General features: G+C 70.9%; 24 protein-coding genes and 7 tRNA genes. 18 read left to right on the top strand and 13 right to left on the bottom strand.

Annotated features, from left to right (window positions below):
* Positions 1 to 330 precede the first annotated feature (330 nt).
* Positions 331 to 1554: a uroporphyrinogen-III C-methyltransferase gene (gene cobA, locus ACIQD6_RS17240; RefSeq protein ID WP_401883277.1), complete on the top strand. Its 1224-nt coding sequence runs from the start codon at positions 331 to 333 to the stop codon at positions 1552 to 1554.
* 57 nt (positions 1555 to 1611) lie between these two features.
* Positions 1612 to 2430: a TrmH family RNA methyltransferase gene (locus ACIQD6_RS17235; protein ID WP_401883274.1), complete on the top strand. Its 819-nt coding sequence runs from the start codon at positions 1612 to 1614 to the stop codon at positions 2428 to 2430.
* A 5-nt stretch (positions 2431 to 2435) separates the two neighbouring features.
* Here ACIQD6_RS17235 and ACIQD6_RS17230 read toward each other — a convergent pair whose 3' ends face one another.
* On the bottom strand, positions 2436 to 3632 hold the full coding sequence (locus tag ACIQD6_RS17230) for a serine/threonine-protein kinase (protein WP_401883785.1): 1197 nt from the start codon (positions 3630 to 3632) through the stop codon (positions 2436 to 2438).
* Between the two features lie 206 nt (positions 3633 to 3838).
* On the opposite strand from ACIQD6_RS17230, the gene ACIQD6_RS17225 reads away from it, so the two are divergent.
* The 4 genes from ACIQD6_RS17225 (at position 3839) to ACIQD6_RS17210 (ending at position 6576) form a co-directional block, all read left to right on the top strand.
* Positions 3839 to 4096 (top strand): hypothetical protein, encoded by a 258-nt coding sequence (locus tag ACIQD6_RS17225; protein WP_401883271.1) that lies wholly within the window; start codon positions 3839 to 3841, stop codon positions 4094 to 4096.
* A gap of 188 nt (positions 4097 to 4284) precedes the next feature.
* Positions 4285 to 4491 carry a hypothetical protein gene (locus tag ACIQD6_RS17220; protein WP_401883268.1) on the top strand — a complete coding sequence of 69 codons (207 nt, stop codon included), beginning with the start codon at positions 4285 to 4287 and terminating at the stop codon, positions 4489 to 4491.
* 734 nt (positions 4492 to 5225) lie between these two features.
* Complete coding sequence (locus ACIQD6_RS17215) at positions 5226 to 6269, top strand: phosphotransferase family protein (RefSeq protein ID WP_401883265.1); 1044 nt, start codon at positions 5226 to 5228, stop codon at positions 6267 to 6269.
* A gap of 7 nt (positions 6270 to 6276) precedes the next feature.
* Entirely contained in the window at positions 6277 to 6576 is a 300-nt protein-coding gene (locus ACIQD6_RS17210) for a zf-TFIIB domain-containing protein (RefSeq protein WP_401883263.1), read from the top strand.
* Positions 6577 to 6637: 61 nt separating this feature from the next.
* Here the strand turns inward: ACIQD6_RS17210 and ACIQD6_RS17205 are convergent.
* The 5 genes from ACIQD6_RS17205 to ACIQD6_RS17185 all read right to left on the bottom strand — a co-directional run bounded on the left by ACIQD6_RS17205 (position 6638) and on the right by ACIQD6_RS17185 (position 7086).
* Positions 6638 to 6709: transfer RNA gene (locus ACIQD6_RS17205), tRNA-Val, on the bottom strand.
* 29 nt (positions 6710 to 6738) lie between these two features.
* Positions 6739 to 6810: transfer RNA gene (locus ACIQD6_RS17200), tRNA-Val, on the bottom strand.
* A 20-nt stretch (positions 6811 to 6830) separates the two neighbouring features.
* Positions 6831 to 6902 (bottom strand) — tRNA-Val (locus ACIQD6_RS17195).
* Between the two features lies 1 nt (position 6903).
* A tRNA-Cys gene (locus ACIQD6_RS17190) sits at positions 6904 to 6977 on the bottom strand.
* Between the two features lie 36 nt (positions 6978 to 7013).
* A tRNA-Gly gene (locus ACIQD6_RS17185) sits at positions 7014 to 7086 on the bottom strand.
* A 157-nt stretch (positions 7087 to 7243) separates the two neighbouring features.
* Between ACIQD6_RS17185 and ACIQD6_RS17180 the strand changes: the two genes are divergently transcribed.
* The 3 genes from ACIQD6_RS17180 (at position 7244) to ACIQD6_RS17170 (ending at position 10065) form a co-directional block, all read left to right on the top strand.
* Positions 7244 to 8332 carry a chorismate-binding protein gene (locus ACIQD6_RS17180; protein ID WP_401883260.1) on the top strand — a complete coding sequence of 363 codons (1089 nt, stop codon included), beginning with the start codon at positions 7244 to 7246 and terminating at the stop codon, positions 8330 to 8332.
* Positions 8329 to 9150 carry an aminotransferase class IV gene (locus tag ACIQD6_RS17175; RefSeq protein ID WP_401883257.1) on the top strand — a complete coding sequence of 274 codons (822 nt, stop codon included), beginning with the start codon at positions 8329 to 8331 and terminating at the stop codon, positions 9148 to 9150. The genes ACIQD6_RS17180 and ACIQD6_RS17175 overlap by 4 nt, the downstream gene beginning before the upstream one ends.
* Positions 9151 to 9225: 75 nt before the next feature.
* Positions 9226 to 10065, top strand: coding sequence for a GNAT family N-acetyltransferase (locus tag ACIQD6_RS17170; RefSeq protein WP_401883254.1), 840 nt, complete (start codon positions 9226 to 9228; stop codon positions 10063 to 10065).
* Positions 10066 to 10071: 6 nt separating this feature from the next.
* On the opposite strand, the gene ACIQD6_RS17165 is transcribed toward ACIQD6_RS17170, so the two are convergent.
* Positions 10072 to 10587 (bottom strand): DsbA family protein, encoded by a 516-nt coding sequence (locus ACIQD6_RS17165; protein ID WP_401883251.1) that lies wholly within the window; start codon positions 10585 to 10587, stop codon positions 10072 to 10074.
* A 193-nt stretch (positions 10588 to 10780) separates the two neighbouring features.
* Here ACIQD6_RS17165 and ACIQD6_RS17160 point away from each other — a divergent pair, with 193 nt between their 5' ends.
* Together ACIQD6_RS17160 and ACIQD6_RS17155 are read left to right on the top strand one after the other, a co-directional pair.
* The gene (locus ACIQD6_RS17160; RefSeq protein ID WP_401883248.1) at positions 10781 to 11230 is read left to right on the top strand and encodes a hypothetical protein; all 450 of its coding nucleotides are present in this window, start codon (positions 10781 to 10783) and stop codon (positions 11228 to 11230) included.
* 160 nt (positions 11231 to 11390) lie between these two features.
* Positions 11391 to 11543 carry a hypothetical protein gene (locus ACIQD6_RS17155; protein ID WP_401883245.1) on the top strand — a complete coding sequence of 51 codons (153 nt, stop codon included), beginning with the start codon at positions 11391 to 11393 and terminating at the stop codon, positions 11541 to 11543.
* A 3-nt stretch (positions 11544 to 11546) separates the two neighbouring features.
* On the opposite strand, the gene ACIQD6_RS17150 is transcribed toward ACIQD6_RS17155, so the two are convergent.
* Both ACIQD6_RS17150 and ACIQD6_RS17145 read right to left on the bottom strand, forming a co-directional pair.
* Positions 11547 to 12116: a CGNR zinc finger domain-containing protein gene (locus ACIQD6_RS17150; RefSeq protein WP_401883243.1), complete on the bottom strand. Its 570-nt coding sequence runs from the start codon at positions 12114 to 12116 to the stop codon at positions 11547 to 11549.
* A 245-nt stretch (positions 12117 to 12361) separates the two neighbouring features.
* Positions 12362 to 12775, bottom strand: coding sequence for an SsgA family sporulation/cell division regulator (locus ACIQD6_RS17145; protein ID WP_003959770.1), 414 nt, complete (start codon positions 12773 to 12775; stop codon positions 12362 to 12364).
* Positions 12776 to 12965: 190 nt separating this feature from the next.
* Here ACIQD6_RS17145 and ACIQD6_RS17140 point away from each other — a divergent pair, with 190 nt between their 5' ends.
* The 3 genes from ACIQD6_RS17140 to ACIQD6_RS17130 all read left to right on the top strand — a co-directional run bounded on the left by ACIQD6_RS17140 (position 12966) and on the right by ACIQD6_RS17130 (position 13947).
* Positions 12966 to 13445: a TIGR02611 family protein gene (locus ACIQD6_RS17140; protein WP_401883240.1), complete on the top strand. Its 480-nt coding sequence runs from the start codon at positions 12966 to 12968 to the stop codon at positions 13443 to 13445.
* Between the two features lie 54 nt (positions 13446 to 13499).
* Positions 13500 to 13571 (top strand) — tRNA-Val (locus tag ACIQD6_RS17135).
* Between the two features lie 304 nt (positions 13572 to 13875).
* Positions 13876 to 13947: transfer RNA gene (locus tag ACIQD6_RS17130), tRNA-Val, on the top strand.
* Between the two features lie 88 nt (positions 13948 to 14035).
* Here ACIQD6_RS17130 and ACIQD6_RS17125 read toward each other — a convergent pair.
* On the bottom strand, positions 14036 to 14764 hold the full coding sequence (locus ACIQD6_RS17125; RefSeq protein ID WP_401883237.1) for a 3'-5' exonuclease: 729 nt from the start codon (positions 14762 to 14764) through the stop codon (positions 14036 to 14038).
* A gap of 209 nt (positions 14765 to 14973) precedes the next feature.
* Here ACIQD6_RS17125 and ACIQD6_RS17120 point away from each other — a divergent pair, with 209 nt between their 5' ends.
* From ACIQD6_RS17120 to thrS, 3 genes are all read left to right on the top strand, one after another.
* On the top strand, positions 14974 to 15540 hold the full coding sequence (locus tag ACIQD6_RS17120; protein WP_401883235.1) for a DUF4365 domain-containing protein: 567 nt from the start codon (positions 14974 to 14976) through the stop codon (positions 15538 to 15540).
* A complete protein-coding gene (locus ACIQD6_RS17115; protein ID WP_401883232.1) occupies positions 15540 to 16790 on the top strand; it encodes a hypothetical protein in 1251 nt (416 codons plus the stop codon). Before ACIQD6_RS17120 ends, ACIQD6_RS17115 begins: the two co-directional genes overlap by 1 nt.
* 136 nt (positions 16791 to 16926) lie before the next feature.
* Positions 16927 to 18909 (top strand): threonine--tRNA ligase, encoded by a 1983-nt coding sequence (gene thrS, locus ACIQD6_RS17110; RefSeq protein WP_401883229.1) that lies wholly within the window; start codon positions 16927 to 16929, stop codon positions 18907 to 18909.
* 82 nt (positions 18910 to 18991) lie between these two features.
* Here the strand turns inward: thrS and ACIQD6_RS17105 are convergent, their stop codons facing one another.
* Positions 18992 to 19657, bottom strand: coding sequence for a potassium channel family protein (locus ACIQD6_RS17105; RefSeq protein WP_401883226.1), 666 nt, complete (start codon positions 19655 to 19657; stop codon positions 18992 to 18994).
* A 65-nt stretch (positions 19658 to 19722) separates the two neighbouring features.
* Between ACIQD6_RS17105 and ACIQD6_RS17100 the strand changes: the two genes are divergently transcribed.
* Positions 19723 to 20286, top strand: coding sequence for an HIT family protein (locus tag ACIQD6_RS17100; RefSeq protein WP_401883223.1), 564 nt, complete (start codon positions 19723 to 19725; stop codon positions 20284 to 20286).
* A gap of 6 nt (positions 20287 to 20292) precedes the next feature.
* On the opposite strand, the gene ACIQD6_RS17095 is transcribed toward ACIQD6_RS17100, so the two are convergent.
* On the bottom strand, positions 20293 to 21948 hold the full coding sequence (locus ACIQD6_RS17095) for a hypothetical protein (protein ID WP_401883220.1): 1656 nt from the start codon (positions 21946 to 21948) through the stop codon (positions 20293 to 20295).
* Positions 21949 to 22275: 327 nt separating this feature from the next.
* Positions 22276 to 24483, bottom strand: coding sequence for an elongation factor G-like protein EF-G2 (locus ACIQD6_RS17090; RefSeq protein WP_401883219.1), 2208 nt, complete (start codon positions 24481 to 24483; stop codon positions 22276 to 22278).
* Between the last annotated feature and the right edge of the window lie 180 nt (positions 24484 to 24663).

The following is a 24663-nucleotide window of genomic DNA, read 5'->3' as shown; positions in this document are numbered from 1 at the left end:
GGAACGTGACGCGTCCGGACGCGGAACACGACGGGCGCGCGGACCACGCGCAACCCGGCAACCGGTCCGCACGCCCACGCCGTACAGTCCGCACGCGCCGTACAACACACGGTCCGGACACGCTCCGACGGAGCCCCGCCCCCGCGCCCCACGGCTCGCACCACACCCCGCGACGGTCCCGTACACCACGAGATCGCCGGACAGCGCGCCGCGCCCGTCACATACCGGCCAAACTCCCGCCCCCGTAAGCTGGGCGCCGGGACCGTACCCCATCCCACCAGCCGCTTCACCGCCGCAGCGGACCCGCGCACCCGAGGAGCCCCTACCGACATGGCCGAGCACGCCGAGCACCCCGCCTATCCCGTCGGACTCCGCCTGTCCGGGCGCCGCGTCGTTGTCGTCGGCGGCGGCCAGGTCGCGCAGCGCAGGCTTCCGGCGCTCATCGCGGCGGGAGCCGACATCGTCCTGGTGTCGCCGTCGGCGAAGCCCTCCGTCGAGGCCATGGCCGAGGCGGGCGAGATCCGCTGGGAGCGACGGCGCTACGAAGAGGGCGACCTCACCGGCGCCTGGTACGCGCTCGTCGCGTCCAGCGACCCCGCCGCCAACCAGACCGCCTCCGCCGAGGCCGAGCGCGCCCGGATCTGGTGCGTACGCAGCGACGACGCGGAGGCGGCCACCGCCTGGACCCCCGCCACCGGCCGCAGCGAGGGCGTCACCGTCGCCGTACTCACCGGACGCGACCCGCGCCGCTCCGCCGCCGTGCGGGACGCCATCGTCGAGGGGCTGCGCGACGGCACCCTCGCCGCGCCCCACCACCGCACGCGTACCCCCGGCGTCGCCCTGGTCGGCGGCGGTCCCGGTGACCCCGATCTGATCACCGTGCGCGGCCGAAGGCTCCTCGCCGAGGCGGACGTCGTCATCGCCGACCGCCTCGGCCCCCGTGACCTGCTCGACGAACTGCCGCCGCATGTCGAGGTGATCGACGCCGCGAAGATCCCGTACGGCCGTGCCATGGCCCAGGAGGCCATCAACGACGCGCTGATCGAGCACGCCAAGGCGGGCAAGGCCGTGGTCCGCCTCAAGGGCGGCGATCCCTTCGTCTTCGGCCGCGGCATGGAAGAGGCCCACGCGCTCGCCGCAGCCGGCATCGCGTGCACCGTGGTGCCCGGTATCTCCAGCTCCATCAGCGTGCCGGGCGCCGCCGGAATCCCCGTCACCCACCGGGGAGTCGCCCACGAGTTCACGGTCGTCAGCGGTCATGTCACCCCCGACGACGACCGCTCGCTCGTGGACTGGTCCGCGCTCGCACGCCTGCGCGGCACGCTCGTCCTGCTGATGGCGGTCGACAAGATCGGCGCCATCGCCCAGGCGCTCATCGAGCACGGCAAGGCCCCCGGAACACCCGTCGCCCTCGTCCAGGAAGGCACCACCGCCGCCCAGCGACGGATCGACGCGACGCTCGCGACGGTGGGGGAGACGGCGCGCACCGAGCAGGTACGGCCCCCGGCCGTCATCGTCATCGGTGAAGTCGTCGCCCTGGGAGACGGACGGTAACACCGCACTTCGCCCCCCCCGCCCCGCACTCCACCCCGGACAAGGCAGTACCACCCTGTGGCTGAACTCCTCACCGTCGACGACCCAGACGACCCGCGCCTGCGCGACTACACCGGCCTGACCGACGTCGAACTCCGGCGCCGGCGCGAACCCGCCGAAGGCCTGTTCATCGCCGAGGGCGAGAAGGTCATCCGCCGGGCCGGCCAGGCCGGTTACGCGATGCGGTCGATGCTGCTCTCGGCCAAGTGGGTCGACACCATGCGGGATGTCATCGACGAGGCCCCGGCCCCGGTGTACGTGGTCAGCCCCGAACTCGCCGAGCGGGTCACCGGCTACCACGTGCACCGCGGCGCCCTCGCCTCCATGCAGCGCAAGCCGCTGCCCACGGTGGACGAGGTGCTCCGCACGGCCCGCCGCGTCGCCGTGATGGAGGCGGTCAACGACCACACCAACATCGGCGCGATCTTCCGCAGCGCCGCCGCCCTGGGCATGGACGCCGTCCTGCTCTCACCGGACTGCGCCGATCCGCTCTACCGCCGCTCGGTGAAGGTCTCCATGGGCGCGGTGTTCTCCGTCCCGTACGCCCGGCTCGACGGCTGGCCCACGTCGCTGGAGGCCGTACGGGAGGCAGGCTTCAGGCTGCTGGCGCTCACCCCCGACGAACAGGCGTCCACCATGGACGACGCCGCCCCGCACCGGCTGGAGCGCGTCGCGCTGATGCTCGGTGCTGAGGGCGACGGGCTGTCCGGGCGGGCGCTCGACGCCGCCGATGAGTGGGTACGTATCCCCATGGCGCACGGCGTGGACTCGCTGAATGTGGGCGCGGCCGCGGCGGTCGCCTTCTACGCGGTCACGACAGGCCGCCCGGCGATCTGACCGGCTCAGAGCTGCTGGGCCGCGGCGATCCCCAGAGCGACCACGAGGGTGACGACGACAAAAACGATCAGCCGCTGCCGCAGCAGCCGCGGGTTGGCCGGTCGGAGTCCGCCTGACGTCGGCCGCGAACGGGACCGCTGACGGCTGTCCGTACGGGAACCATTACGAGGCCGGGCCGGACGCGAACCGCCGGTACGCGCCGAGGAGCCCGTGCCGCGCGGCGGCCCCGGACGGGAAGCGGAACCACCGGAAGCGCCCGACGCACGCCCCTGAGGGGCCCGCTCGGGGCCGCGCTCCGTGTACCGCTCGGTCAGTCGGCCCGTCGACAGCTCCTGGCCGTCGCGCGCCCGTCGCACACGCGGCCGGCTGTCGGAGAGCCCCTGGGCCTCCCTGGCCGCGATCTCCTTGAGCCGCATCGACAGTTGGAGGGTGCTGGGCCGCTCCTCCGGATCCTTCGCGAGACAGGCCCGCACCAGCGGCGCGAGGGCATCGGGCACCCCGTACAGGTGCGCCTCCTCATGCACCACCCGGTAGAGCATGACCTCGGAACTGCCGTGCCCGAACGGGGAATCGGCGGTAGCGGCATACGCCAGCGTCGCCCCCAGCGAGAACACGTCCGTCGCCGGAGTCACCGCCGCGCCCCGCACCTGCTCCGGGGCGAGGAAGCCGGGCGAACCCACCGCCGTACCGACATGCGTCAGCGTGCTCGCGCCGGTCGCCCACGCGATACCGAAGTCGATGATGCGCGGGCCCTTGGGGGAGAGCAGGATGTTCGACGGCTTGAGATCACGATGGACCACCCCGGCCTCGTGCACGGCCACCAGACCCTCGGAAAGCGCGGCCCCCACCGAGGCCACCTCGGCGGCGGTGAGAGGCCCTTCCTCGTTCACCTTGTCGTGCAGCGAAGGCCCCGGCACGTACTGAGTGGCGAACCACGGCCGGTCCGCGTCCAGATCCGCGGCCACCAGCCGCGCCGTACAGCCGCCACGGATCCGCCGCGCGGCGGACACCTCACGGGCGAACCGCGACCGGAACTCCTGATCCTCGGCCAGATCCGGCCGGATCACCTTGAGCGCGACCCGCTGGCCGCGCCGGTCGGAACCCAGATAAACAACGCCCATGCCGCCCGCGCCCAGCCGCCGGTGAAGTCTGAACGAACCGACGACACGCGGGTCCTCGCGCCGGAGCCGCATCATCGCCATGTCCATCCCCGCTGCCCGGTCGTCCGTGTGACGTGGCACAGCTTACGTACCCGCGCCGCGGCGCGCTCATAGGCCGCGCCCTCCTGGACCGACCGATTGTCAGTGCGGGGTGGGAAACTTGAGGAGTGGTCAGGGGACGGGGGACCCTCAGGTCCTCCACTCCCGCGTGAGATCTCAAAGATCTGTCACAGAAGGGGGATTGGATCGTGAAAGGTGACCGTGTGGAGATAGTCGTGGATGCGGGCGACACGACACGTACGTACGAAGTGGTGGCAAGCCGGGCGGGCCGCCGGGTGGAGACGGCGGTGCGCCGGGGCGTGGTGGAAGTGAGCGAAGTCACCCGCAACGGATCGGTGGTCAGGACGGCCCGCTTCATGGCCACGCGCGTCCTCGCCTTGGTCGAGCAGCCGGTACCCAGGGAGGACTCCTCGGAGCGTCCCCTCAGGGAAGACCCCAAGGTGTAGGACCACCTCTCCACCCAGGGGAGTACGCCGCCGGTCCACGGCTCATCCTCCGGGAGGCCCGGGAATGGGTACGCGGGCATGACGCCCCGGGCCCGCCGGATCCCTAGTCTTGAGGTCAAGCGGCGGGTGCGCACTCGTCCCCCGAGGTTCAGACACTCGCCGCTGTTGAATGGACAGGGAGAGGGACCATGGCGGACACGGCATCGCGGGCAATGATCCGGACGCAGGGGCGCAAGGCATTCGCCGCGTTCGGCACACGCCAGTCCGGCACGCGTCACCCGCTGGTGGCGACGGCGATGGTCCTTCCTCTGGCGGCGCTGCTGGTGGTCGCTTTCGGCGGCTGGGACGCAGTGGTCACACAAGCGTCGTCCGTGGGCGTGATGCTGGGGCGCTGAGCGGCGCTCCAGGCCCGGGAGAGCGGCCCGGGTCGGGGACATCCGGCCAACAACCCCGTGGGGACGGGGGTGCGGCGGACGGCAGCGATCGGCCGGTCAGCTGGGGAGCTGACCGGCCGTCGCGCGTCGCCGTCCGGCGGGGGCGCGGGTGCTGTGCGGTTTGTGGTGGGCCCGGGCTCCGGAGGCGCATGTCCGGACTGCATGCTGTGCATTTCCGGGGGACACCCCCGGACCCCCGTACGCCGCGTGCGGGTTGGTTGTTCGGCTGCGGGTTCGTGAGCGGCACAAATCACGCTCTACGTCCGGACACGTCACCTCCTGCGACCCCGACCCCCTCCCGCCGGTGGCCCGCCTGCCGCCCGGTGGGGCTGAGGGGGCCACCGACCTCGGCGCGGGAGGGGTAGTTGGTGACGGGCGGTGAAGGGGGCCGCGCAGGAGTCGTGTCCGGAACGTAAAGCGTGATTTGTGGCGCACACCGGCCGTTCGTCAACGACGAGACCCGCACGCGCCGTAGGGGGTCCGGGGGTGTCCCCCGGAAAGCACAGCATGCAGTGCAGGACATGACCCCGGAGCGGCCACCGGCAACAACCCGCACCTCAAGAGCCGGCCCTAGCCAACACCGCACCCCGGACCACGGCCCCTGCCGGACGGCGCACCGCACCCCGGACCACGACCCCGCCGGACGGCGAACCCGTACGCTCGCGCCGGAACACTTCGTATCTCCGGGGGAATCAGTGACCGCATCCGTCATACGCGCGCTCGGGAACGTCGCCCGCGCTGCCGCTCACCCCGCCGGAGAACACCCACCCCGCTGCCCGGCATGCGGGCACGGCGAGGTCGTGCTCGCGGACCGGGCGGACGGGGTCGTCGTGCGGCACGGAAGGGCCGTTGCCAAGGCGCACGCCGGTGGTACGGATATCGCCGGTCACCGCGCCAGGCTCGCCGTCGCCGCGCACCCGCGGCTCGCCGGGATCCTCCTGCCACCGCTCCCGGCGGATGCGGATGCGGATGCCGAGGACGTGCACGGACGGCCCGTCACCGCCTGGCCCTACGGCACGCCGGTCGACCCTGACGACCCCGACGGCGCCCCCTGGGAGCAGGTCGGGAAGCTCGTCGCGCGGCTGCATGCCGTACCGCTCACCGTCCTGCCCGGCCCCGGCAGGCTGCCGCCCATGCGCGGGCCCGCCAAAGTGGCCCTGGCGCTCGCCCGGATGCACGCCGCCGGACCGCACCCGGCCGCAGGGCCCGTGCGGCGGGCTTCGGAGCGGCTCCCCGCCTGGGCGCGCGGTGAGGCGGGGGCACCGGGGCCGTATGCCGTCTGCCATGGGGACCTGCACCTCGGCCAGCTCGTACGTCATCCGGCGCCTGACGGGCCCTGGCTGCTCATCGACGTGGACGATCTGGGAATCGGCGACCCCGCCTGGGACTTGGCCCGGCCGGCGGCCTGGTACGCCGCCGGGCTGCTGCCCCCGGAGGTCTGGCAGCGATTCCTCGGCGCCTACCGGTCCGCGCACGGCCCCGCCGTGCCCGCCGCCGGTGATCCCTGGCCGCGGCTGGATGTCCCCGCCCGCGCGCTCACCGTCCAGACCGCCGCGCTCGCCGTCGCCAAGTCCGTGGCGGAGGACCGCGATCCGGATGAGGGCGAGCAGCTGATGATCGACGCCTGTGCCCGAATCGCGGGCCTCCCGCCCGAGTTGGGACCACCCGGTCGTCGTAGGCTGAACCGACCGTCGCCGGACGCGTGTTCCGGCGATGCCAGACGAACGGCGAGGAGCTGAGCCGACGATGCAGTGTCCGAAGTGCCATGCACCGATGCATACGTACAACCGCAATGGCGTCCAGATAGAACAGTGCAGCGGCTGCCGGGGGATCTTCCTCGACTACGGCGAGCTGGAGTCCCTGAGCCGCCTGGAGTCGCAGTGGTCGCAGCAGGCCCCGCCGCCGCCCGCGCCGCCGGCCCCGCAGGCCTACCCGGCCGCGCCCGCGCCCGCCTGGGGCGCCCCGCAGCACCACGGTGGGCATCACGGCGGTCACCATGGTGGTCACCACCGTCAGAGCTTCGGCCGGATGCTCTTCTCCTCCTGACGGAGGCGAGGCGGTAACGACGAAGCCCCCGGTCGTGGATCCGACCGGGGGCTTCTGACGGTGCGCGATACTGGGATTGAACCAGTGACCTCTTCCGTGTCAGGGAAGCGCTCTCCCGCTGAGCTAATCGCGCAGGTCACCCTGCGTTTGCTGCCTACTGCGTGCGCGATACTGGGATTGAACCAGTGACCTCTTCCGTGTCAGGGAAGCGCTCTCCCGCTGAGCTAATCGCGCGGGAATCCAGGGGGATCCAGTGGACGATACTGGGATTGAACCAGTGACCTCTTCCGTGTCAGGGAAGCGCTCTCCCGCTGAGCTAATCGTCCTTGGAGGTGGAGACGGGATTTGAACCCGTGTAGACGGCTTTGCAGGCCGTTGCCTCGCCTCTCGGCCACTCCACCAGGAGTGCGGGGGTTCGCAAGAGACCCCCACATTCGAGCGGACGACCAGGTTCGAACTGGCGACCTCAACCTTGGCAAGGTTGCGCTCTACCAACTGAGCTACGTCCGCGTGCCGTTTCCCGGTCCGTCTTCACGCCCCGGCGACGTGTTGAACTCTAGCGGATTCCGGGGCCAGTACAAAAACGCGTTTCCGCAGCGTGCTGCGGTGCGTTTGCCGCACGTTCAGTCCCGAGTGGCCCGACGGAGGCTGTTCTAGACTCGCAACCGTGCACGACCTCGCTCCTATGGCCCGCTTCGGTGGCCTCGTCGCCTCCGGTCTGCGGGATGTCACCCATGATCCGGAGGCGCTCGACTCCGCCGGTTTCTGGGCCGTGGCCGCGGACTTCGAAGGGCATCTCACCTGCGCCCGTTTCGACGACGTACGGACCGAACCGGTGCCCGTACCTACGCCGGGACGGTGGCGCGGACCCGACGCCGGTGACTGGACGTCGTCGCTCGACCGCACCGCGTACGTCACGGGTGTGCGCCGCATTCGTGAGCGGATCGCGGCGGGCGATGTCTATCAGGTCAACCTCTGCCGCGTACTTTCCGCGCCGCTGCCCGATCCGGCCGCGGCCGACGTCGATGCGCTGACGGCCCTGCTGGCCCGTGACAACCCGGCCCCGTACGCCGGGACCTTCCGGCTTCCGGGGCGCGGCGTGGAGATCGCCACCGCCTCGCCCGAGCTCTATCTGCGACGAACCGGCCGCACCGTCGAGTCCGGCCCGATCAAGGGCACCGGCCGCACCGCCGCCGACCTGCTGGAGAAGGACCACGCCGAGAACGTCATGATCGTGGACCTGGTCCGCAACGACCTGGGCCGCGTCTGTGCCACCGGCTCCGTGACGGTCCCGGCGCTCTGCGCGGTCGAACCGCACCCCGGGCTCGTCCATCTCGTCTCGACCGTACGGGGTGAACTCGCGGGGAAGGCGGGCTGGCCCGAGCTGCTGCCCGCCACATTCCCGCCCGGCTCGGTCACCGGCGCCCCCAAGTCCAGCGCGCTGAAGATCATCGAGGAGCTGGAGACGGCCCCGCGCGGTCCCTACTGCGGCGGCGTCGGCTGGGTCGACGCCGACCGGGGCACGGCGGCACTCGCCGTCGGGATACGGACCTTCTGGATCGACCGGACCGCCGAGCGGGGCCCGGTGCTGCGCTTCGGCGCCGGCGCCGGGATCACCTGGGGATCCGATCCCGAAAGGGAGTGGGCGGAGACCGAGCTGAAGGCGTCCCGGCTCCTCGCGATAGCGTCGGGAGTGTATGAATCCGGAGTGCGTGAATCCGGGGCCTACGAGGCGAGCGGAAGGACGGGCAGATGAAGATCTGGGTCAACGACGGACTGCTGGCGGCCGAAGGCGCCCGGGTGTCCGTGTTCGATCACGGACTGACCGTGGGCGACGGCATCTTCGAGACGGTCAAGGCCGTTCAGGGGAAGCCCTTCGCCCTCACCCGGCATCTGGACCGGCTGACGCGTTCGGCCAAGGGTCTCGGGCTGCCCGAGCCCGACCACGACCGGATTCGCCGCGCCTGTGCGGCCGTCCTGGACGACAACCCCGTGGCGCTGGGCCGCCTGCGGATCACGTACACCGGCGGACTCTCCCCCCTCAGCTCCGCACGCGGAACAGAGGCCCCCACCCTTGTCGTCGCCGCCGGTGAGATCACGCGCCGCTCCGACACCACCGCCGCCGTCACCGTCCCCTGGACCCGCAACGAACGCGGTGCGGTGGCCGGCCTCAAGACCACGTCGTACGCCGAGAATGTCGTCGCGCTGGCCCGCGCGAGCGAGCGGGGCGCTTCCGAGGCGCTGCTCGCCAACACGGTCGGGCGGCTCTGCGAGGGCACGGGCACCAATGTCTTCGTCGTCATCGACGGCGAACTCCACACCCCGCCCCTCGCCTCCGGCTGCCTCGCCGGCATCACCCGCGCCCTGGTCACCGAATGGTGCGGCGCCCGCGAGACCGATCTTCCGCTGGACGTGCTGGAGCACGCGGACGAGATCTTCCTGACCTCGTCGACACGCGATGTGCAGGCCGTCCACCGCATCGACAACCGTGAACTGCCGGACGCCCCCGGGCCGGTGACCAGCAAGGCGATGCGGGTCTTCGAGGAACGGGCCGGCGCGGACCTGGATCCGTAGCCGGACCGGAGCGGCCGCGGTGCCGGATCCGCGCATCGGATGACTCGGTGCCGCGCTGTGGGTACAACTCCGGTGATGACCACCACTCTGCGGCCGACCGGGCCGCTCCAACTGGCCGACAACGGCGAGAAGTCACGCACCTACGAGGTCCGCGTCAACAGCCGTCCCGTCGGGACGATCGAGCTGGCCACGGGCCCCGGCTCAGGTCACCCCTCCGGGATCGTGCGCTCGCTGCGCATCGACGAATCCGACCGTCGCCGCGGCCGGGCCACCGTCGCCGCGCTCGCCGCCGAAGAGGTGCTGCGCGGCTGGGGATGCGGTCAAGTGCAGGTCTCCGCACCGGCCGACGCCGTCCCCGCGCTGCGGCTGCTGGAATCCCTCGGCTACACCGAGCGCGGCCGCACCATGCTCAAGGAACTGCCGCCCGGACCACCGGTTCTCCCGGCGGACGTCGAGGGCCGTGCCATGACCGAGGCGGAGTACGCGGACTGGGGGGCCCAGACCTTCGACAGGTACGTACGGAGCTGGACCGACCACGGCATGCCGCCGGAGGAGGCCCGCGCCAGAGTCGAGGCCGGCCACCGGGACATCCTGCCCGACGGTCTCGCCACCCCGGGCATCTCGATCAGTGTCCTGGTCCACGGGGGAGACGCCGTCGGCCATCTCTGGGTCGCGCCGCGCGAGGTCCGCCCCGGCGGGAGGGTGCCGTACGTGTACGACGTGACCGTCGCCGAGGGCCGACGCGGCAACGGCTACGGTCGCGCGCTGATGCTGCTCGCCGAGCGGGTCGCCCTGGAGGCCGGGGACACGCGCTTGGGGCTGCACGTCTTCGCGGACAACATCCCGGCGGTCCGGCTGTACGAATCGCTCGGGTACGGGACGACGTTCCGCGATCACGTCAAGCAGCTGCTCTGACGGGCCCTACGCCGTGTCCGGCGAGAGCCGTTCGACGATCTCCTCGATCCGCTCGCGCAGCCCCGCCTGGCTCTTGCCGCCGTCGAGACGCTCACCGTCGATGACGTACGTGGGCGTGCCGGTGACCCCGATCGCCTTGCCCTCGGCCTGGTCGGCGTCGACGATCAGCAGATGACGGCCGTCGATCAGAGCGGTGTCGAACTCCTCGGCGTCCAGTCCCAGCTCGCGCGCGACGTCCAGGAGGACGGGTTCGCCCTTGGCCGCCAGGTCCGCCGTGCGGGCCAGCAGCGCTTCCGCGTACGGCCAGCCCTGCCCCTGCTCGGCGGCCTCCTCCGCGGCCTGCGCGGCGGCGTAGGCGTGCTTGTGCTTCTCCAGGGGGTAATGACGCAGCCGAGGCTCCAGCCGGCTTCCGTAGCGGGCGCGCAGGGCCCGCAGATCCTCCAGGGCGCTGTGGCAGTCGGGGCACTGGAGGTCGTACCAGACGTCGAGGACGACGGGACGGGCCTTCGTGGAGTCGCTCATGGGGGCCAGTCTTCCAGTACGCGGACAGTGCGCGGACCGCCGCCCCGACCGGGACCTGGGGATGACGACGTCCCCGATATCTCCCCGAGATCTGCCCGGGTGCCGTCCCGCACCGTGGCCCCGACCTGCCTGCCAGGTGCAGGATGGAGGGAAGGACTGTTCGGCCGGTGAAACGCTCTGCCTGGAGGACCCGATGATTGCCGAGACCATTTGCGCGGCGGTGTCAGCGGCGGGCCTGGGCATCGCCGCGATCACGGCGTACCGCAAGCGATTCCTCGCGGCGGTCCGTATCGCCGCCTATGCGCTGGTGCCGGCCGGTCTGGTGATGACGGGCCTCGTGAAATGGGTCGCCAACACGGCCTTCAGCCCGACGGCGTGGGCGGGCTTCGCCGTCCTCGCGGTGGCCTGGCTGCTCTTCATGACGACCCGCGCGGTGGAGCGGCGTACCGGCGGGACCCGCAAGGAGCGTCGCGCGGCGGCCAGGGCGGCGCGGCAGGGCGGGGCGGTCGAGCCCGCCGCGTCAGCGCCCTCACTGGGCGCCGGAGAGAAGCCCGTCACCCGGCCGAAGCCCAAGCAGCCCGCCGCACAGTCCGGTGACGACTTCAGCGATATCGAGGCCATCCTCAAGAAGCACGGCATCTGACCTGACCAGGCCCTGTCCGGGCGGCCGGATACCGCGCACCACACGTGTGCCGATTCCGTAGGGGATTCCCGGTCACAATCCACGGAATATGATGAACTCCCGGCCTGGTGACACGTGTTGGTCAACGAGGGGCCCCGGGTTGCGTCATGATCGCCCCGAGATGCTCGATACCTCCCGGGGCCAGCCCCCCGCACCCACCGATGAGCAGCGCGGTTGCCTTTTCGCGCTCTCCCAGCCGCCGTTGATGATCTTTCTGGCGGTGATCGGCTCGCTGTTGCTGATGGCAGCGGTGCACGATCTGTTCCTGCTGTGAAGGTCAGCCGGCCGCTTCCTTGCGGCGTGCCCGGTAGGCGGCCACATGCAGCCTGTTGCCGCAGGTGCGGCTGTCGCAGTAACGGCGCGAGCGGTTGCGCGACAGGTCGACGAACGCGTGCCCGCAGTCCGGGGCCTCACAGCGCCGCAGCCGTTCCTGCTCGCCGGCCACGACCATGAAGGACAGGGCCATGCCGCAGTCGGCGGCGAGATGATCGGCGACCGAGGCGCCCGGCGCGAAGTAGTGGACATGCCAGTCGTAGCCGTCGTGGTCGGTCAGCTGCGGAGTGGTCCCCGCGGCGGCCACCAGTTGATTGATCAGGTCGGCCGCGGTGCGCGGATCCGGGGCGGCGAGGACCTCCGCGAAGCGTGTCCGTACGGCCCGTACGGCCCGCAGGTCCCGTTCGTCGAGGTCGCCCACGCCGCTGATGTTCTGGTTGCGTGCGAACTCGTACAGCGCGTCGAGGTCGGCGAGCCGGTCGGCCGCCGAGTCGCCCGTACCGTCCTGCGGCGCGGTGTTCACCAGATCGACGACGGTGTCCAGTGCGCTCCGGGTGTCGTGTGGAATCAGCACGATCCGCTCCCTGGCCTGCCGCGGGCCGGTGCCCGCCGATCCCGCCGACTGTAGTCGCTGCCCACAGCGGCTGTGGCGGTGCGCGGGCCCCCGTGGCCGCCGGTGGGGCGCGGGCCCGCCGGGAACGCGCCGACGCCGTCGCAGCGGTGGTTTCCGTGGCGACGGCGCCGGTGTCCTCCGTATGCGGTTTTCCGCACGGCGCCGTCTCCCCGAGTCGGACGGCGCCGAGCAGCTCTCGGCCTGGCTCAGCTCTCGGCCAGGATGTGAGAGAGCTCCGTATCGAGATCGAAGTGACGATGCTCGGTGCCGGGTGGCACTGCGGCGTCGGTCCGTTTGAGGAACGACTCCAGGGCCCGCGCAGGGGCCTCGAGCAGGGCTTCGCCCTCCGGGGAGCTCAGAGCGATGCAGACGACGCCTTGACCGTGACTGCGGGACGGCCAGACACGGACGTCGCCGGTACCGGTGGGCCGGTGCAGCCCCTCGGCGAGAAGGTCGCGGGCGAACACCCACTCGACCGTCTCTTCGGCTCCGGTGTGGAAGGTGGCGTGCACGGCGTAAGGATCGGCCGTGTCATACCGCAGGCCCGCCGGTACAGGCAGTGAGGACTCGCTGGATACAACGAGGCGCAGGTGCAGCTCGCAGCTGACCGTGGTGTTCATAAGCGCCAGGGCCTTTCGCTCAGTGTGCGCTCGGGGATTCGCACGTCGGCGAAATCGACATGCCACCTACGGTGCCGTTGTAAACCCCTCTGTCTGTTTTGTGATCCTTCGGGTAGCTCGTACGGCGGTGTGTGAGTTCGGGCCATACCGCCATTCCAGTGACGCGCGGGATTCCGGTAGGTTGGGCGCCATGCATGCGGAGAGTGACGAGCGGGGGAAAGGCGTCGTGCCGACGGCCACGCGGCCCGCGGCGGGTGACGTGCCGGGCGACGCGCCGGAGGCGCCTGAGCGGGGGCAGCGGGAGCTGGGCTCGCGGGCGCCGGGATTCATCAAGGCGTCACGGACGCTCCACCTGAGCTGGCAGGTCGGCGTTTTCGTCGTCGGCCTCGCGGTGGTGGTCGCGGGTGTCTGCATGCTCGTGCTGCCGGGCCCAGGCTGGCTGGTGATCTTCGGCGGTATGGCGATCTGGGCGACCGAGTTCGTCTGGGCGCAGCTCGTGCTCCGCTGGACCAGGCGCAAGGTCACCGAAGCGGCCCAGAAGGCCCTCGATCCCAAGGTTCGGCGCCGGAACATCATCCTCACCACCATCGGCCTGGTGATCATCGCCGTGCTGGTCGGGATCTACCTCTGGAAGTTCGGAATCGTCATGCCCTGGAAGATCGAGCAGTGAGCCGGCGGGCGTCCTGGAGCGCCGCTGACATGGGGTAATGTGTGCGGTGCACCCGGGCGATTAGCTCAGTGGGAGAGCGCTTCGTTCACACCGAAGAGGTCACTGGTTCGAACCCAGTATCGCCCACGTCCGGAACCGCAGGCCCCGAAGACCGCACAGGTCTCCGGGGCCTCGGTCGTTCCCGGCCCGGACGCCGTCTCCGGTGTCCCGGTCCCGCGCCTGGCAACTGACCTCTGTTGTGCGTCGATTCGGACCGGTTCCGGTCGGTGATCGCCCGCGCATGACCGTGTGACGGAAGTTCCCGCATGGTCGCGGGGTGCTGCGTGTCACGTGAGGCACGATCGGTCCCTCAGGCCCGGATGCCGGGGCGGGCACGCCTCGTTCGGTTTGAACGAAGCCCGCGCGGGCCTGTATGGTTCAGTGCGTTCCCGGGCGATTAGCTCAGTGGGAGAGCGCTTCGTTCACACCGAAGAGGTCACTGGTTCGAACCCAGTATCGCCCACCGGGAAAGGCCGGTCCGTCAGCGACGGACCGGCCTTCGCGCGTTCCGGCCTCCAGTCGCCGTCGTCACGAGGCCGGGCGACGGTGGATCAGGCAGCGGCGGCGGGCAGTTCGGGCCGCAGCGGCCACGCGGTGTCCACCGTCTCCTCCGCGCCGTTGCGCGCGAACCACGTCTGCAGGCTCCGCGCCTGCGCCGCGTGCCACACGGCCTGGAGCGTGTGCAGCTCGGCGGCGCTCAGCCGCTCCATCCGCGACGCGAAACGGCGGCCGACCGCCCGTACCACCTCCAGTGCCGCGAGCGCGTCGACGGCCGCGTCGTGTGCCCCCTCCAACTCCACCTCGTAATGGGCGCAGAGATCGGCGAGCGTGCGGCGGCCCTTGCGGTAGCGGTCCAGATGCCGGTCGAGGACCTTCGGGTCCAGCACGCACAGCGGTACGCCCTCCAGACGGCGGTCCAGGGACGAGGCCCGGTGGCGCCGTAATTCACGGTCGAGAATCGTCAGATCGAACGGTGCGTTCATCACCACGAGCGGCCGGCCCGCGGCGCACTGCCCGGCCACCGCGTCGGCCAACTCGTCCACCGCCGGGGCCGGCCAGCGGCCGTTGCGGTGCAGGAAATCGTCGGTGAGGCCGTGTATCGCGGTGGCCGCCTCCGGCACCGGCACCCCCGGATCTATCAGCCAGCGGGTCACCCTCGGCCGCGCCCCCGCCATGTCCTGGACGACCAGAGCGGCGGACACGATCCGGTCCCCCTCGACGTCCACCCCTGTCGTCTCGGTGTCGAATGCGGCCAGTGGCCCCTCGTACCAATACATCATCCCCGAACTCCTCGCGCATACACGGCAGATGGTGTTCATTCCACCGCCCGAATCGGTGATACCCGGACAGGTGGTGCGGTACGCGCCGTTTACGGAGGGCTCCGGAGGGTGACAACACAGGTGGCGGGCAAGGAAGATGACAGCCCGTCGTACTGAGGGGTCCGCGAGGACCCCTAACTGACCGGTACGGCCCGGAAGGCACCAGAGCCATGGCTCTCGCGAAGCCCGACCCGGGCGGGCTGTTGCCCGAGCGGTTAGCGCCGCTGCGCGGAGCGCTCGCCACCACCGCCTGCATGGAGACCCTCCAGGTGGGCTACCTCCACGCGGTCGCGGCCGCCGCGGGCTGCTCCCTCAGCCAGCCCTTTCCCGACAACGGCATCGACTGGCACGTGAGTCACAGCAGCCCCGGACACCTCGCGGACGACGAAGCGACCATCAAGGTGCAGCTCAAGAGCACGTATCAGCTCGCGGCCCACCCGCAGGGGCACGCCTTCTCCTTCGCCCTCGACAACGCGCATCTGGTGAAGCTCGCCCGTACCCCCGTCTCGGTGCACAAGATCCTGGTCGTGATGATCGTGCCCAGAACCCAGGACGAATGGCTGCGGGCCGGCCACGACCGGCTCGACCTCAGGCACTGCTGCTACTGGATCAATCTGGCGGGCCATCCGGTGACCGGCCGGTACCGCACCACCGTGCGTGTCCCCACCGCACGGATCTTCGACGACCGGGCGCTCTGCGAGATCATGACCCGGGTCGGGTCGGGAGGGAGACCGTGATGAACCCGCCGTCCGACGAGCCGGTCAGCGAGGCGATACCGTCGGGTGACCGCGCCCGCCCGGCACCCGTGATTCCCGGGGCCTGGACCGGGGGAGCGGCTCAGGACCCCGACCCCACCGGGACCGACCCCGCCGTCCTCGGCGCGCTGCTCGCCCGGCACGGCTGGCGGCGGCGGGGTGGAGCACCCGGGCGCTATGCCCGCTGGACGCCACCGGGCCCCGGCAGCGGGACGAGCCTGCTCGTCCCGGAGAGCCGCGCCTTCCCGGACTGCGAGGACCTGCTCTCCGAAGCCCTCACCGCGCTCGCGCGCAGCGCGGCCCCGTCCGCGCGCCAGGTGCTCGTCGGGCTCGCCGTGCCCAGCGACGAGATCCGCTGGTGGCGCGACGTACCGCCGGGGCCGCTGGGCGCGGTGGCCTGGACCGTGCAGGAACAGTTGCGTACGGCGGCCCGGCAGTTGCTGCTGGCCGGGGCGCTCGCGGTACGGGCCAGGGCGGGTTATTACGGAGCGCGCCACCGCAGGCAGGCCCAGGCCACTCTCGAAGGGGTGCTGACGGGCCCCTCGCCGGGCGGCCGCGAGCTGACGGCCTTCCTGCCCGTGACGGCCGGGCGGAACCTCGCCGTACAGCTTCATCACGCGCTGTACGCGGCCCGCGAGGCCACCGACTACCAGCGGGCCACCGGCGCCATGGACGCGTTCGACGCTGCCGTGGCGGCCGGTGTGAGCCGGGAGCTCACGGAGGCGCTCGTGGCGCTCGTGCGCGGTACGGAAGGCGCCAGGATCGCCCTGGCCTGGGCGCCGGGCGCGGGCGTGCCGGAAGGGTGCGCGGCCCGTCCCGAGCCCGTCGAGTTCTCGCCCGGAGATCTGCCGGCCCTGCGCGAGGCGAGCAGGCGCTATCTGCGGGACGAGCCGTCCGTGCCGGTTCGGATCACCGGCGCGGTGGTCCGGATGCGCCGGTCCGGGGCCGCCGGCGACGGTTCCGTACGGCTGCGTGTGCTGGCCGGGGCGGAGATCCCGCACATACGGGTGGCGCTCGACGAGGAGTCGTACCGCGTCGCCGGGCACGCGCATCTGGTCGGGCTGCCCATCCGGGTGGTGGGCCGGCTGGAGAGCCGGGGCGGGTTCCGCAGGCTCACCGACGCGAGCGGTGTGGTGCCTGTCCAGGTGGACGAGACGGAGCGGGACCGGCTGCTGAAGTCCCTCCAGGAGGACGCGGATTTCTTCGAGGAGGCGTCCGGCGGGGACGACTGAGGGCGGCTGCCGGGGAGGCGTGGTGACGGGCCTCGGCGGCCGTCACGGTAAACCGTTTCGCGAGCGGTCCTCCGGGCTCGGTACGATTCACAGCGCGCAGTGTTCGCTGTCGCGCCCCGTGAGTCAGGAGAGACCGGTGTCAGACGTCCGTGTGATCATCCAACGCGATTCCGAGCGGGAAGAGCGCGTGGTGACGACGGGCACTACGGCTGCCGAGCTCTTCCCCGGCGAGCGCACCGTCGTCGCCGCGCGCGTGGGCGGTGAGCTGAAGGACCTCGCCTACGAGATCGGTGAGGGCGAGGTCGTCGAGCCCGTCGAGATCTCCTCCGAGGACGGCCTCGCCATCCTGCGCCACTCCACCGCGCATGTGATGGCGCAGGCCGTGCAGGAACTGCACCCCGAGGCCAAGCTGGGCATCGGCCCGCCGGTCAAGGACGGCTTCTACTACGACTTCGATGTCGAGACCCCCTTCACCCCCGATGACCTCAAGGCCATCGAGAAGAAGATGCAGGAGATCCAGAAGCGCGGGCAGCGGTTCTCGCGCCGGGTCACCAGTGACGAGGCCGCGCGCGAGGAGCTGGCCGGCGAGCCGTACAAGCTGGAGCTCATCGGCCTCAAGGGCAACGCCGCGCAGGCCGCCGACGGTGCCGACGCCGAGGTCGGCGCCGGCGAGCTGACCATCTACGACAACCTCGACGCCAAGACCGGCGAGCTGTGCTGGAAGGACCTCTGCCGGGGTCCGCACCTGCCCACCACCCGGAATATCCCGGCGTTCAAGCTCATGCGCTCGGCCGCCGCCTACTGGCGCGGCAGCGAGAAGAACCCGCAGCTCCAGCGCATCTACGGCACCGCGTGGCCGACCAAGGACGAGCTCAAGGCGTACCTGGAGTTCCTGGCCGAGGCCGAGAAGCGTGACCACCGCAAGCTCGGCACCGAGCTCGACCTGTTCTCCTTCCCGGACGAGCTGGGCCCGGGTCTCGCGGTCTTCCACCCCAGGGGTGGCGTGATCCGCAAGGAGATGGAGAACTACTCGCGCAAGAGGCACGAGGACTCCGGCTACGAGTTCGTGAACACCCCGCACATCTCGAAGGAGCATCTCTTCGAGATCTCGGGGCACCTGCCGAACTACTCGGAGAGCATGTTCCCGCCCATCGAGTTCGACGGCCAGAACTACCGCCTCAAGGCCATGAACTGCCCGATGCACAACCTGATCTTCAAGGGACGCGGGCGTTCCTACCGTGAACTGCCGCTGCGGCTCTTCGAGTTCGGGACCGTGTACCGGTACGAGAAGTCCGGCGTCGTGCACGGCCTGACCCGCTCGCGCGGCTTCACGCAGGACGACTCGCACATCTACTGCACCAAGGAGCAGATGGGCGGGGAGCTCGACTCGCTCCTCACCTTCGTGCTGGACCTGCTGCGGGACTACGGCCTGGCCGAGTTCGAGCTGGAACTGTCCACCCGCGACCCCGAGTCCGACAAGTTCATCGGCGAGGACGCGGAGTGGGAGGAGGCCACCGAGGCGCTGCGCGTGGCAGCGGAGAAGCAGGGGCTTCCGCTCGTGCCCGACCCGGGTGGCGCGGCCTACTACGGGCCGAAGATCTCCGTCCAGGCGAAGGACGCGATCGGCCGGTCCTGGCAGATGTCGACCATCCAGGTCGACTTCCAGCAGCCCAAGCGGTTCGGCCTGGAGTACACGTCGGCGGACGGCTCGCGCCAGCAGCCGGTCATGATCCACCGCGCGCTGTTCGGCTCGATCGAGCGGTTCTTCGCGGTGCTGCTGGAGCACTACGCGGGCGCGTTCCCGGCGTGGCTTGCGCCGGTGCAGGCGGTGGGCATCCCGATCGGCGACGCGCATGTGCCGTATCTCCAGGAGTTCGCCGACGCGGCGAAGCGCAAGGGCCTCCGGGTCGAGGTGGACTCCTCCTCGGACCGGATGCAGAAGAAGATCAGGAACCATCAGAAGCTGAAGGTTCCGTTCATGATCATCGCGGGTGATGAGGACATGGCCAACGGTGCCGTCTCGTTCCGCTACCGCGACGGTTCGCAGGAGAACGGCATCCCGGTCGACGAGGCCATCGCGAAGATCGCGAAGGTCGTCGAGGAGCGCGTGCAGGTCTGACGTACCGGCGGCCGGCAGGACGATCTGCGGAAGCCGACAGGACGATCCGGCGGAAGCCGGCAGGAGGGGCCCCGGGGAAGCATCAGTCTCCCCGGGGCCTCCCCTTGTCCTCCCGGTCGAAAACCTGGACCAGCCACGACGAGAACGAACCGGTCACCGCCCCCAGCAGCGCCACACCGCAGGCCATCAGGAACACCGCGAACAGCCTGCCGAGCGGTGTCACGGGCGTCACATCGCCGTAGCCGACGGTGGTGATCGCCGAGCAGGCCCACCACACCGAGTCGCCGAAGGTACGGATGGTGGCGCCCGGCGCGCCGCGCTCCTGCTGGTAGACGGCGAGCGCGGCCGCGAAGCTCAGTAGCCCGGAGGTGAGTCCCGCGTACGCCATCACCCGCCCGTACAGACTGAGCCGGGGGCGGTCCCGCCGACGTTGCACGGCCACATACGTGTTCACGATCCGCAGGGGGCGCAGCAGGGGCAGTACGAGGACGACGGTGTCGAGCCAGTGCAACCGTACGAACCGCAGCCCCTGACCGCTGAGGACCAGCCGTACCCCGAAGTCCAGTGCGAAGACCGCCCAGATCAGAAGGGCCAGGGACAGCGCGAGGTCGCGCCAGAACGGGTCGGGGCTCTGGTTCAGGACGCGTACCGCGTAGCAGGCGAGGAAGACCGGCGAGGCCAGGAGAAGGGGCAGATCCATGCGCCGGTCCCAGCGACGCAGCCGGTCCGGTTCATTCTGGACATACATCGCCCCAGCATCCCGGGGGCCGCGGGGAACGGGCCCGGCGACACGCTTCGCGGTCCCGAAGTCATATGCTGCACAACATGACGAGTGAGCCGGAGCAGCAGATCGGAGTGGGGACCCAGGACGCGTTTCGGCGCCTGTGGACGCCCCATCGGATGGCCTACATCCAGGGCGAGAACAAGCCCACCGGGCCGGGCGCCGAGGACGGCTGTCCCTTCTGTTCCATCCCGTCCAAGTCCGACGAGGACGGCCTGATCATCGCCCGTGGTGAGCGGGTGTACGCGGTGCTGAACCTGTACCCGTACAACGGCGGGCATCTGATGGTCGTGCCCTTCCGGCATGTCGCCGACTACACCGAACTGGACGAGGCGGAGACCGCCGAGCTGGGCCTGTTCACCAAGCGTGCGATGACCGCGCTCCGCACGGCGTCCGGGGCGCACGGCTTCAACATCGGGATGAACCAGGGCGCTTCGGCCGGCGCCGGCATCGCCGCCCACCTGCACCAGCATGTGGTGCCGCGCTGGGGAGGCGACACCAACTTCATGCCCGTCGTCGGCCATACGAAGGTGCTGCCCCAGCTGTTGGCCGACACCCGCGCGATGCTCGCGGATGCCTGGCCCGTACAGCCGTGAGCGGTCCTACGCGTCGTAGGCGTCGGCCTTCTTCGGTGACAGGTCCTGCACCGCGCCGCTGAGGGAGGACGACCGGCTGCTGAAGCGGTCGGTGTCCACGCCGTGCTCCTGGAGCACCTTCAGCGCCGCGTTGTGCGCCACCCGCAGCACCGGCGTCGCGGCGCGCATCGCGTCGTCGGCCATGAAGCGGTGACGCCAGGGCTGGTCGGCCCAGGCGTGCCGCAGGCCGAAGGGCTCGGGCAGCGACAGCTTGCCGCCGAGGAAGTCGAGGATCGGCGGGTACCAGGTGAAGGGTGCGCGCACCGCGAGCCGGACCGCTTCGCGCGGCGTGACCAGCGGCAGCGTGTGCGAGGTGGTCTCCCAGAACCGGACCGTCTTGGCGCGTGTGACGGTCTTCGGCGAGGACTTCGTCGTGAACAGGGAGTGGACCGGGCCCAGGGCGTGCCCCGTCACCTCGATCCGCAGCGTCTCGTGAAGGACGGTGACCGTGATCATCATGGTGATCACCAACTGGCCGTCCCAGAGGACGAACTGCACACCCAGATAGTGGCGGTTGCCACTGCCGAACTGCTGGTGGTTGCAGATCCGCTGGATCTCGTGGCTCTTGACCTGGTACGCCTCCACGTCCTGGCCGTCGGGCCGGGACACGGAACCGGCGCCCTCGCCGACCGGCGACACGATCCAGTGCGTGACCGAAGGCTTGGGGAAACCACCGGAGTTGAGCGGGCCGCGCTCCAGCAGCTTCATCTGGTCGTGGATCGCCCGTATCACGTCATAGCTGCGGAACTGGTGGATGTCCTTGCCCGGCTCCTTGGAGACCAGCTCCTCCGCGAGCTGCCAGCTGCCCCAGCGGGTGCCCATGCCGAGTATCCCCTTGGGTCCGGCGTAGAAGACCACGTTCGAGTGCTGCTCGGCGGTGAGCTGGTGCAGCCCCTGGCGCAGCGCCTCCCTGGCCGAGTCTCCCGGGTTGCCCGGGACGGCGTCGGGGATCTTGGCGCCGAGGCCGCCGCCGGAGAGGAGGTTGTCCCAGCGCAGGCGCAGATCCTTCGCGGTGGCCTCGCAGATCCGCTTGGCGAGCACCCAGCCGATGACGGGGGCGACGATCATGCCGCGCAGATACCAGCCCAGGACGCCGGTGAACGGCAGCTTGATCAGGAAGAGCGCGGCCAGGACCGCCACGGCCGTCAGCAGGACGCCGCCCAGCAGGCCGGCCCGCTTGTCCTTCGATCCCGCCATGGTGCGGCGCAGTTGGAACACGGCCAGCCAGACCAGCAGACCGGGCAGGAAGAGCACCCCGAACAGGGCGGTCACCGCGGTCAGTTTCTTGTCCCGCTCCTTACGGATGTGCGTCGCGGCCAGGGCGTGCTCGACCACGGTCTGCGGCTCCATGCCGAAGGACTGGATCAGCGCGCCGCGGCCGCCACCGAGTGTCCGCATCTGCACGGCCCGGGAGAACGCCTCGCCCAGATTTGGCTCGAAGAGCGAGAACTTGCCCTTCGACACACCGGACTTGTGCCACTCGTTGTCGGCCTTGAGGATCTCCTCGACCGGGCTGTCCCGGTACGCCGCCGAGGCGAGGGCGTGCGTCGCCGCGGTCTGCCCGGCCGCGCCCGTGAGCGGGACCTGTGCCCCCGGGCTGAAGTCGAATACGTTGTCCGCCACTGCCGCCCCCTCGCCGCAAGCATCCGTTCGCCGGGGCCTGTTCCCGGCCCACGTGCCCCGCACACCTGCTGGAGCTGGGCACCACAGCGTAACCGGGCGGGACCGTTCGCGTCATGGGTCCTGGCTCTCTTCAGCCACCGGTTCAGCCACCGGTTCGGCCACCGGTCGGCCTCCGGCCGCGCGCAGGGGCGGGACCTCCACCGGGCCTCCGCGCCGGCGGCACCGCCCCGTCACGTGATCCGCACCAGGTCACCACCCGGTACGCGACGTACGCGACGTTCCCAGGAGCCGCCCGCCGCACGGCGATACGGCGGGCGGCCACACCAACTACGCGTTGCTCGCTTCCCGTTCGTGGAACGTGTCGGCCAGGGCCGGTGGCATGGCCGCGTGGTGGCTGTACGAGCGGTTGAACCGGCCGGTGCCGTGCGAGACCGACCGCAGGTCCACGGCGTACCGCCCGATCTCCAGCTCCGGCACCTCGGCCTTGACCAAGGTCCTTCCCGGGCCCGCCTGTTCGGTGCCGACGACCCGGCCACGCCGTCCCGACAGGTCGCTCATCACCGGCCCCACGTACTCGTCGGGGACCATGACCCGTACCTCGGCGACCGGCTCCAGCAGATGGATGGCGGCCTCACCGGCCGCCTCCCGCAGCGCGAGGGCGCCCGCCGTCTGGAACGCGGCGTCGGAGGAGTCCACCGAGTGGGCCTTCCCGTCGAGCAGCGTGACCCGGATGTCGACCAGCGGATGGCCCGCCGCGACGCCGCGCGCCGCCTGGATCCGGATGCCCTTCTCGACGGAGGGGATGAACTGCCGGGGCACCGCCCCGCCCACCACCTTGTCGACGAACTCGACACCGGACCCCGGAGGCAGCGGATCGACCTCGATCTCGCAGATCGCGAACTGGCCGTGGCCGCCGGACTGCTTCACGTGCCGGCCGCGCCCCGCCGACTTCTCGCCGAAGGTCTCGCGCAGCGCGACCCGGTACGGTACGGCGTCCACCTGGACCCCGTACCGGCTGCGCAGCCGGTCCAGCGCCACATCCATGTGCGCCTCGCCCAGGCACCAGAGCACCACCTGACGCGTGTCCGGATTCTGCTCCAGGCGCATCGTCGGGTCCTCGGCCACCAGCCGGGCGAGCCCCTGGGACAGCTTGTCCTCGTCCGCCTTGCTGTGGGCCTGGACGGCGAGCGGCAGCAACGGGTCGGGCATGGTCCACGACTCCATCAGCAGCGGATCGTCCTTGGCGGACAGAGTGTCCCCGGTCTCGGCGCGGGACAGCTTCCCGACGCAGGCGAGATCTCCGGCGACGCAGTGGGCCAGCACGCGCTGCTGCTTGCCGAAGGGGGACGAGAGCGCGCCGATCCGCTCGTCGACGTCGTGATCCTCGTGGCCGCGGTCGGCGAGGCCGTGGCCCGAGACATGCACCAGTTCGTCCGGCCGCAGCGTGCCGGAGAAGACCCGTACGAGGGAGATCCTTCCGACGTACGGGTCGGAGGCGGTCTTGACCACCTCGGCGACGAGCGGGCCCCGAGGATCGCAGGTGATACCCGGCCGCGGGGTGCCGTCCGGGGTGGTGACCTCGGGGGCCGGGCGCTCCAGCGGAGTGGGGAAACCGCCGGTGATCAGGTCGAGCAGCTCGACGGTTCCCAGCCCCTGCCGGGCACCGGCCGGCGCGGGAGCCGCCGCGAGCACCGGATGGAAGATGCCGCGCGCCACCGCCTTCTCCAGGTCCGCGATCAGCGTCTTGACGTCGACCGAGCCACCGCCGAGGTAGTGGTCCATGAGGGTCTCGTCCTCGCTCTCCGCGATGATCCCCTCGATCAGCCGGCCGCGAGCCTCCTCGATCAGCGGCAGCTGCCCCGGGTCGGGCGGAGTCTCCCGGCGCTCCCCGGACGAGTAGTCGAAGATCTTCTGGGTGAGCAGCCCGGTCAGCCCGGTGACCGGGGCGTGCCCGTCGGGCCCCTCCGCGCCGTGCACCGGCAGATACAGCGGCAGTACGGCGTCGGGATCGTCCCCGCCGAAGATCCGCGCGCAGATCCGGGTCATCTCGTCGAAGCCGGTGCGCGCCGTGTCCAGATGCGTGACGACGATCGCGCGCGGCATCCCGACCGCCGCGCACTCCTCCCAGACCGTACGGGTCGCACCCGCCACGGCCTCCGCCTCCTGCGCGGCCGACACAACGAAAAGGGCCGCGTCCGCTGCCCGCAGACCGGCCCTGAGTTCCCCGACGAAATCGGCGTAGCCGGGGGTGTCCAGCACATTGACCTTGTACCCGCCCCATTCCAGGGGGACGAGCGAGAGCTGTACGGAACGCTGCTGGCGGTGCTCGATCTCGTCGTAGTCGGAGACCGTCGCGCCGTCCTCGACCCGGCCCGCCCGGTTGACCGCCCCCGCGGTGAGCGCGAGGGCCTCGACGAGGGTGGTCTTTCCCGAGCCGCTGTGGCCGACCAGCACCACGTTCCGTACGGACGAGGGACGGTCGGCCGTCGCCGCCCTGCCGGCGGCCCCGGGGTGTGTATGCGCCTTGTCGCCCATGATTCCTGCCTCCCGATCGTTTTCACGGTGAGGGGATGGAGAGCGCGGGCCGCCGGAGCCGCGCGGCAGCTCCGGCGATGCCCGCGGTGGTCCTTCGAGCTTCGCACTCCCGCCATGGTGCGTCCATACGTCGTACCCGCAGGCCTGATGCGGGTGCCCACCGGTACGGTGTGGCGGTCC

This window comes from Streptomyces sp. NPDC088400 (genome assembly GCF_044753355.1).
Taxonomy (GTDB): Bacteria; Actinomycetota; Actinomycetes; order Streptomycetales; family Streptomycetaceae; genus Streptomyces.
The sequence above is the reverse complement of the archived record's forward strand: the minus strand, read 5'-3'. Positions and strand labels throughout refer to the sequence as shown.